6 protein-coding genes are annotated in these 7,419 nt (G+C 43.8%); 4 read left to right on the top strand and 2 right to left on the bottom strand.

Annotation, left to right across the window (positions count from 1 at the left end; all coding sequences use genetic code 11):
• Positions 1-341: 341 nt before the first annotated feature.
• Positions 342-794, bottom strand: a complete 453-nt coding sequence (hemJ, locus tag GW12_RS06785; protein WP_034585295.1) for a protoporphyrinogen oxidase HemJ — start codon at positions 792-794, stop codon at positions 342-344.
• 23 nt (positions 795-817) lie between these two features.
• Positions 818-2,047 carry a beta-ketoacyl synthase N-terminal-like domain-containing protein gene (locus GW12_RS06780; protein ID WP_034585293.1) on the bottom strand — a complete coding sequence of 410 codons (1,230 nt, stop codon included), beginning with the start codon at positions 2,045-2,047 and terminating at the stop codon, positions 818-820.
• Between the two features lie 277 nt (positions 2,048-2,324).
• On the opposite strand from GW12_RS06780, the gene GW12_RS06775 reads away from it, so the two are divergent.
• The 4 genes from GW12_RS06775 (at position 2,325) to fusA (ending at position 7,289) form a co-directional block, all read left to right on the top strand.
• Positions 2,325-3,839 (top strand): EcsC family protein, encoded by a 1,515-nt coding sequence (locus tag GW12_RS06775; protein ID WP_034585290.1) that lies wholly within the window; start codon positions 2,325-2,327, stop codon positions 3,837-3,839.
• Positions 3,840-3,997: 158 nt separating this feature from the next.
• Positions 3,998-4,372, top strand: coding sequence for a 30S ribosomal protein S12 (rpsL, locus tag GW12_RS06770; RefSeq protein WP_019837219.1), 375 nt, complete (start codon positions 3,998-4,000; stop codon positions 4,370-4,372).
• Positions 4,373-4,551: 179 nt separating this feature from the next.
• Positions 4,552-5,022 carry a 30S ribosomal protein S7 gene (rpsG, locus tag GW12_RS06765; protein WP_034585285.1) on the top strand — a complete coding sequence of 157 codons (471 nt, stop codon included), beginning with the start codon at positions 4,552-4,554 and terminating at the stop codon, positions 5,020-5,022.
• Between the two features lie 131 nt (positions 5,023-5,153).
• Positions 5,154-7,289, top strand: coding sequence for an elongation factor G (fusA, locus tag GW12_RS06760; RefSeq protein ID WP_034585282.1), 2,136 nt, complete (start codon positions 5,154-5,156; stop codon positions 7,287-7,289).
• The last annotated feature ends 130 nt before the right edge of the window (positions 7,290-7,419 follow it).

The raw sequence follows: 7,419 nt of genomic DNA, 5'->3' as shown, positions 1-7,419 counted from the left end.
TTACGGCTAAAGGGATAAATCATCAAGTAAACGATGGCGAGTGCCATTTTTAAATTATTAGTTTTGGTTCTTAAATGTCTTCTTCTACAAAACTATTCTAGCTTTAGTTGATAGTCGAGGTCGAGAATGCGAGTCTTATTCTTTTTTAGGTGAGGTAATTTGCTCTCAGAATGGATCACCTTGAACAGCTGGATCATTAGCCAATTGTATTTGCTTGTTTTGTTAGCAAGCTATCTTGTACTGTGCTTGCCAAGAGTTGCTAGGTTGCAGATTGAAGTTTAAGCGGTAAATATAAAAAAATCCCCAATCAGTCGGGGATTTTTTTATTTTTGCTATCTGAATTAGAAGGTAGGTTTCACCACTACCAGAATCACCACAGCAAACAAAATTAAAGTTGGCATTTCATTAAAGAAGCGCCAGAACTTGTGTGACTTGTAATGCGCATTCTCAATCAGCTTTTTGCGGTAATAACCGCATACCAAGTGATAAATCACTAATAAACCGACCAGACCGACTTTCAGGTAGAACCATAAGGCTTCATGATAGTGACGCGTTGCATCACCCCAATCCACTAGAAAGTGTGCTGTAATCAGTGTTGCGACCATTGCTGGCCACATGATACCGCGATACAGCTTGCGTTCCATGACCTGGAAGCGTTCATGACTGACCGTATCTTCACTCATGGCATGGTAAACATACAGCCGTGGCAGGTAAAACAACGCAGCAAACCAGCAGACCACGGCAATAATATGTAATGCTTTTACCCAAAGGAAAGCATCAGAAGGAGCATCCATCAAGTCACCCTAAAATGGGCGGCTTAGCCTTCCCATTTTTTGAAAACGAGACAAGCATTTACGCCGCCAAAACCGAAACTGTTACTCATCACAGTATTCAATTTTGCGTCACGTTTTTCAAGCACGATATCAAATGGTTTTGCACCTTCGTCCAGCTCAGTCACGTTGATGTTTGGTGCAATAAAGTCATTATGCATCATCAGAATCGAGTAGATCGCTTCCTGAACACCGGCAGCACCTAGGCTGTGACCAGTCATAGACTTGGTTGAGCTCAGTGGAGGTACTTTGCCTTCACCAAAAGCACGTTCCATCGCTTTTAGTTCGGTAACGTCACCAGCAGGAGTAGAAGTCCCATGAGTATTCACATAATCAATCGATTCAACACCGTGCTGTTTAGCTTCGTCCAGTGCCATCAGGATACAGCGTGTTGCACCTTCACCACTTGGCGCAACCATGTCAGCGCCGTCAGAGTTCGCTGCATAAGCCACGATTTCAGCCAGAATGTTAGCACCACGTGCTTGTGCGTGTTCCAGTGATTCCAGTACCACGAAACCACCACCGCCAGCAATCACGAAACCATCACGATCCGCAGAGTATGGGCGAGATGCAGATTCTGGGGTGTCGTTGAATTTAGAACATAGTGCACCCATCGCATCAAACAGCAGACTTTGCGACCAGTGATCTTCTTCACCACCGCCAGCCAGCATCAGGTCCTGTTTACCCAATTGGATCAGGTTGTAGGCATAACCAATGGCATCAGCAGATGTTGCACAAGCGCTAGTAATCGAATGCGCGATCCCTTGTAGTTTCAGTGCTACGCCGACGTTGGCGGTAATCGTGTTTGACATATTACGTGGCACGAAGAATGGGCCGATTTTACGCGCGCCTTTTTCTTCCAGTAGTTTGATCATTTCTGCAACAGAAGCAGTTGAGTTACCACCTGAACCACCAGTAATACCGTAACGTGGATTACCTGCCAGATCTTCAGGTTTCAGGCCTGCATGTTCAACTGCAGCGATCGCTGAGTTATAGGCATACATTGCACATACGCCCATAAAGCGTTTCAGGCGACGGTCGATATTGTCAAAATCTTGTTCAGCAGCGGCGCTGACATGACTCTTAAAGTTCATCTCAGCATAGACTGGATTTAAACGTGTGCCTGAAATCCCGTTTTGTAAAGAATGAGTTACATCTTCCAATGTATTTCCGATGCATGAGTTGATACCCATACCAGTGATGACAACACGTTTCATCTACAGATCCTTATAGTTCATGTCTATGGTCAGGGGAGATATCTACCATTTTGATACCATGATAAATATGAGGCTGACCCAATGTTCACAATGACCAACATCATAACAGAAAGAATTTTGAAATCTTATGGCAAATGTTATGCCGAGTAAGCTGCACAGAACGAATGTGAATCATCAACAGATGAATTACTAAATGAAACACAATAAGGTTGAGATAAATGCCGGCAGCACCTAGTATTTTATACAAAATACAAGCACGTGCATGCTGAGGTAAGGAATGGCAAATACCAATAATAAACAATCAAATGGCTTCATCTCTGGTGCTTTTGGAGTGGCGAAAAAGTTCAGTACAACCGGATTAGAGTTGCTCAACCATGTTGCGCCGGATTCTGTTTCCAAGGTGACGCAGTCTTTTAACGTCGATAGGGTGATTGAAGGTGCAGCACGCAGCAAGAGCCCATTTGAATCAAAAAAATACGATGATCCGCAAGACATGTTGCGTGAACATTTACCGAATATCTCGCGTCAGATTTTTGGACGTCATTTTAATACAGTCAATAATGTTGCCCATTTCGTTTCTCCAAAGTTAGGAACACGAATTTCTGACTATTTCTTTGAGCATTTAAATCAGTTCACTAATGATATTAGTTCCGTAGATGCTGTTCTAGAAGAAGCAGGGGTACGTGATCTAGAAGAACTGACTCAGGATGTGGAACGTTCTAAACGCATTTCCCAGGCATTCGGTGAACAGAATAAATGGATTGCGGCAGTACAGGGAGCGCTGTCAGGTGCTACGGGTGTCATCGGAACAGCAATTGATATTCCTGCGTCTTTAGTTTTGGCATTACGTACCATTTATCAAGTCGGCCGTTCTTATGGTTTTGATCTGACCAAGCAGGAAGATCAGGACATCGTGCAGCATATCTTCCGCCAGATTGATCTGAGCCTGATTGCAGAAAAGCAAACGATATTAATGGCATTAAAAGCATTTACGTCGACTTTAAAAACACATGACATTTCTCAGCTACAAATGATGCTGGGGTCAAGCAATGATACCGAGCTGCTGCGCAAGTTTATGAACAATGCCGATGGCCAGCCAAAATGGGAATGGATGAATCATGTGCCGAAAGTGTCTTTGCTGGATCAACTGAGCAAACTGGCTCCATTGGCTGGAGCAGGGGTGGGGGCTGTCTATAGTCGCCGTTTCGTAGATGATGTTAATCAGAAAGCCCAAGATGTGTTCTCTAATGCTCGTCAATATCTGTTGCAGCATAAAGGAAGTACAGCATCTGTATTAGAAGCTTATGAAAAATCCAAAGAGTTGCTAAAACAGGCTGCACCTAAACTGCTGGAAAATATCGCTAAGGTTGATAGTCATGTGGGTGAAGAGCCAATTCTGGAAAAAGAAATTCCGATCGAAGGCAATGACAAGATCACCCAAGTGAAAATTGTGAAAAAGACCGACAAGAAAGTTGATGAGGAAGAAAAAGACGAAGAGGTCAGTGAAAAGCTGAGTACTTTGGCTGACAAGCTGGTCACACCGACTGCAGAAAAGCATGTTCAACAACCAGCATTAAGTGAGCCTGCGCCGGAGGATATCGAAGATACTTTGGCAGAAGCTGAATTAAAAGGAGATGTGACTGATGAAGCGGAGGTTACTTCAGCTGCTCCGAAAAATACGTCATTTGAAGCACAAACTGAAGCGGTAGAAACTGCTTCGCAAAAGCCTAAAAAAGCTGCTGCGAAAGCCAAAACCAAAGATGTTACAAAAGGTACGGATCAGCCTGAATAAAACAGTAAAAATATGAAAGTTCTAGGCAATTGTAAGTAACAAAGGATGGGGATTTGCGTCAGCTGATCATATTGACCAATTTTGCATCTTGACTTACAATTGCATGCCCTCAAAAAGTAGTAGTTTTTGGGGCTTTTTATTAACGGGAGAATTGCCAAATGGCAACAACAAATCAGTTGATCCGTAAGGGTCGTACGACTTTAGTTGAAAAATCTAAAGTTCCTGCGTTGAAGGCTTGTCCACAACGTCGTGGTGTTTGTACACGTGTTTACACAACTACACCTAAAAAACCTAACTCAGCAATGCGTAAAGTTTGCCGTGTACGCTTAACTTCAGGTTTCGAAGTTTCTAGCTACATCGGTGGTGAAGGCCACAACCTGCAAGAGCACAGTGTTGTGCTGATCCGTGGTGGTCGTGTTAAAGACTTACCAGGTGTACGTTACCATACCGTTCGTGGTTCTTTAGACTGTGCTGGGGTGAAAGACCGTAACCAAGCACGTTCTAAATACGGTGCTAAACGTCCTAAGAAATAATCTTTCGAGATTAAGCTCTTAGTTCGCTAGAACTGCAATCCTTTATCGTCTCGCTTGTCTGATTTCTGCATTTAATTTTGTGAAATTCAAGCGACGTGTAGTAAGGCCAGCGAATGCACATGACACTTTGTGCTACTGCTGGATTAACCTGAAGTGTCATATTTATAGGTAGTTTTAAAATGCCAAGACGTCGCGTAGTCGCTGCTCGTGAAATCCTTCCGGATCCTAAGTTCAGCAGCCAAACAATCGCTAAATTCATGAACCACGTAATGCAAGATGGTAAAAAATCTATTGCTGAAAGTATCGTTTACGGTGCTTTAGACCGCGTTCAAGAAAAATCTAAAGTAGATCCAGTTGAATTTTTTGAAGCTACGCTTGAAAAAGTTCGTCCTATGGTCGAAGTAAAAGCACGCCGTGTTGGTGGTGCTACATACCAAGTACCTATGGAAGTGCGCCCATCCCGTCGTACTGCCCTAGCTATGCGTTGGTTAGTAGAAGCTGCTGCTAAGCGTTCTGAAAAAACTATGGCTTTACGTCTTGCTGGCGAGTTGCTTGATGCAGCTGAAGGTAAAGGCGCAGCGGTCAAAAAACGTGAAGATGTGCACCGTATGGCTGAAGCCAACAAAGCCTTCTCTCACTACCGTTTCTAAGCGGTTAAAACAGCCCCTATTCAGGAGGGTGATGAGTCAGTTGTTGCTGATCAGTCATCGAAACGCTTTAAGCTGCTTGTCAGCTTAAAGCGTCCTGTTTTAAACAACAAAATTTAGGAATGCTAGAAATCATGGCTCGTAAAACCCCAATTTCTCGTTACCGTAACATTGGTATCTCTGCGCATATCGATGCTGGTAAAACAACGACATCTGAACGTATCCTGTTCTACACAGGTGTATCTCACAAAATCGGTGAAGTACACGACGGTGCAGCAACTATGGACTGGATGGAACAAGAGCAGGAACGTGGTATTACAATTACCTCTGCTGCGACTACTTGTTTCTGGTCAGGTATGTCTAAACAGTTCCCTGAACACCGCATCAACGTAATTGACACCCCGGGACACGTAGACTTCACAGTAGAAGTTGAACGTTCTATGCGTGTTCTTGACGGTGCGTGCATGGTTTACTGTGCTGTAGGTGGTGTACAACCTCAGTCAGAAACTGTATGGCGTCAGGCTAACAAATATAAAGTGCCTCGTTTAGCATTCGTGAACAAGATGGACCGTACGGGTGCCAACTTCTTCCGTGTTGTTGAACAAATGAAAACACGTCTTGGTGCACACCCTGTACCAGTTGTGATTCCAGTTGGTGCTGAAGATACTTTCTCTGGTGTTGTTGACTTGATCGAAATGAAGTCAATCATCTGGGACGAAGCTTCTCAAGGTATGGAATTCACTTACGGTGAAATCCCAGCTGACCTAGTTGATACTGCTAACGAATGGCGTACTAACCTGGTTGAAGCAGCTGCTGAAGCTTCTGAAGAGTTAATGGACAAATACCTGGAAGAAGGTGATCTTTCTAAAGAAGACATCATCGCGGGTATCCGTGCTCAAACTCTGGCTTGTGAAATCCAGCCAATGCTTTGTGGTTCAGCGTTCAAGAACAAAGGTGTTCAACGTATGTTGGACGCAGTAATTGAATTCTTGCCAGCTCCAGATGACGTTGAAGCGATCAAAGGTATCCTTGACGACAAAGCTGAAACTGAAGCTTCTCGTGAATCTTCTGACGATGCTCCGTTCTCTGCGCTTGCGTTCAAAATCATGAACGACAAGTTCGTAGGTAACTTGACATTCGTACGTGTTTACTCTGGTGTTCTTCACCAAGGTGACTCAGTTTACAACCCGGTTAAATCTAAACGTGAACGTATCGGCCGTATCGTGCAAATGCACGCGAATGAACGTCAAGACGTTGAAGAAATCCGTGCTGGTGACATCGCTGCGTGTGTAGGTCTTAAAGACGTAACTACTGGTGATACACTGTGTGACGAAAAAGCGATCATTACGCTTGAACGTATGGAATTCCCAGAGCCAGTAATTGCGCTTGCGGTTGAACCTAAAACTAAAGCTGACCAAGAAAAAATGTCTATTGCTCTTGGCCGCTTAGCGAAAGAAGACCCTTCATTCCGCGTACGTACTGACGAAGAATCTGGTCAAACAATTATTTCTGGTATGGGTGAGCTTCACCTTGACATTATTGTTGACCGTATGAAACGTGAGTTCAACGTTGAAGCGAACATTGGTAAACCAATGGTTGCTTACCGTGAAACAATCAAAAAGACTGTTGAACAAGAAGGTAAATTCGTTCGTCAAACAGGTGGTAAAGGTAAATTCGGTCACGTATACGTACGTTTAGAACCGCTTGATCCTGAATCTGGTAAAGAATACGAATTCGCTGAAGAAGTTGTTGGTGGTGTAGTACCTAAAGAATTCTTCGGTGCGGTTGACAAAGGTATTCAAGAACGTATGAAGAACGGTGTATTGGCTGGCTACCCAGTAGTTGGCGTTAAAGCTACACTGTTTGACGGTTCTTACCATGACGTCGACTCTGACGAATTGTCGTTCAAAATGGCAGGTTCTTATGCCTTCCGTGACGGTTTCATGAAAGCAGATCCTGTTCTTCTTGAACCTATCATGAAAGTTGAAGTAGAAACTCCAGAAGACTACATGGGCGATATCATGGGTGACTTGAACCGTCGTCGTGGTATGGTTCAGGGTATGGACGACTTGCCTGGCGGTACTAAAGCGATCCGTGCTGAAGTTCCACTTGCTGAGATGTTTGGTTACGCGACTCAAATGCGTTCTATGTCTCAAGGTCGTGCGACTTACTCTATGGAATTTGCTAAATATGCTGAAACTCCACGTAACGTGGCTGAAGGCATCATCGCTAAATTCCAGTCTGGCGGTAAAAAAGGTGACGACGAGTAATCTTTCGATTACTATAAGCCCAACTAATTCATAGTTAAAACCAAGTGCTCATGCAGTGATCCTGCATGAGTAGTTCAAAAAGGAAGATCTCATGGCTAAGGCTAAGTTCGAACGTAATAAGCCACACGTT

This window comes from Acinetobacter sp. HR7 (assembly GCF_000773685.1).
GTDB lineage: Bacteria > Pseudomonadota > Gammaproteobacteria > Pseudomonadales > Moraxellaceae > Acinetobacter > Acinetobacter thermotolerans.
This window is presented reverse-complemented; position numbering and strand designations above follow the sequence as displayed.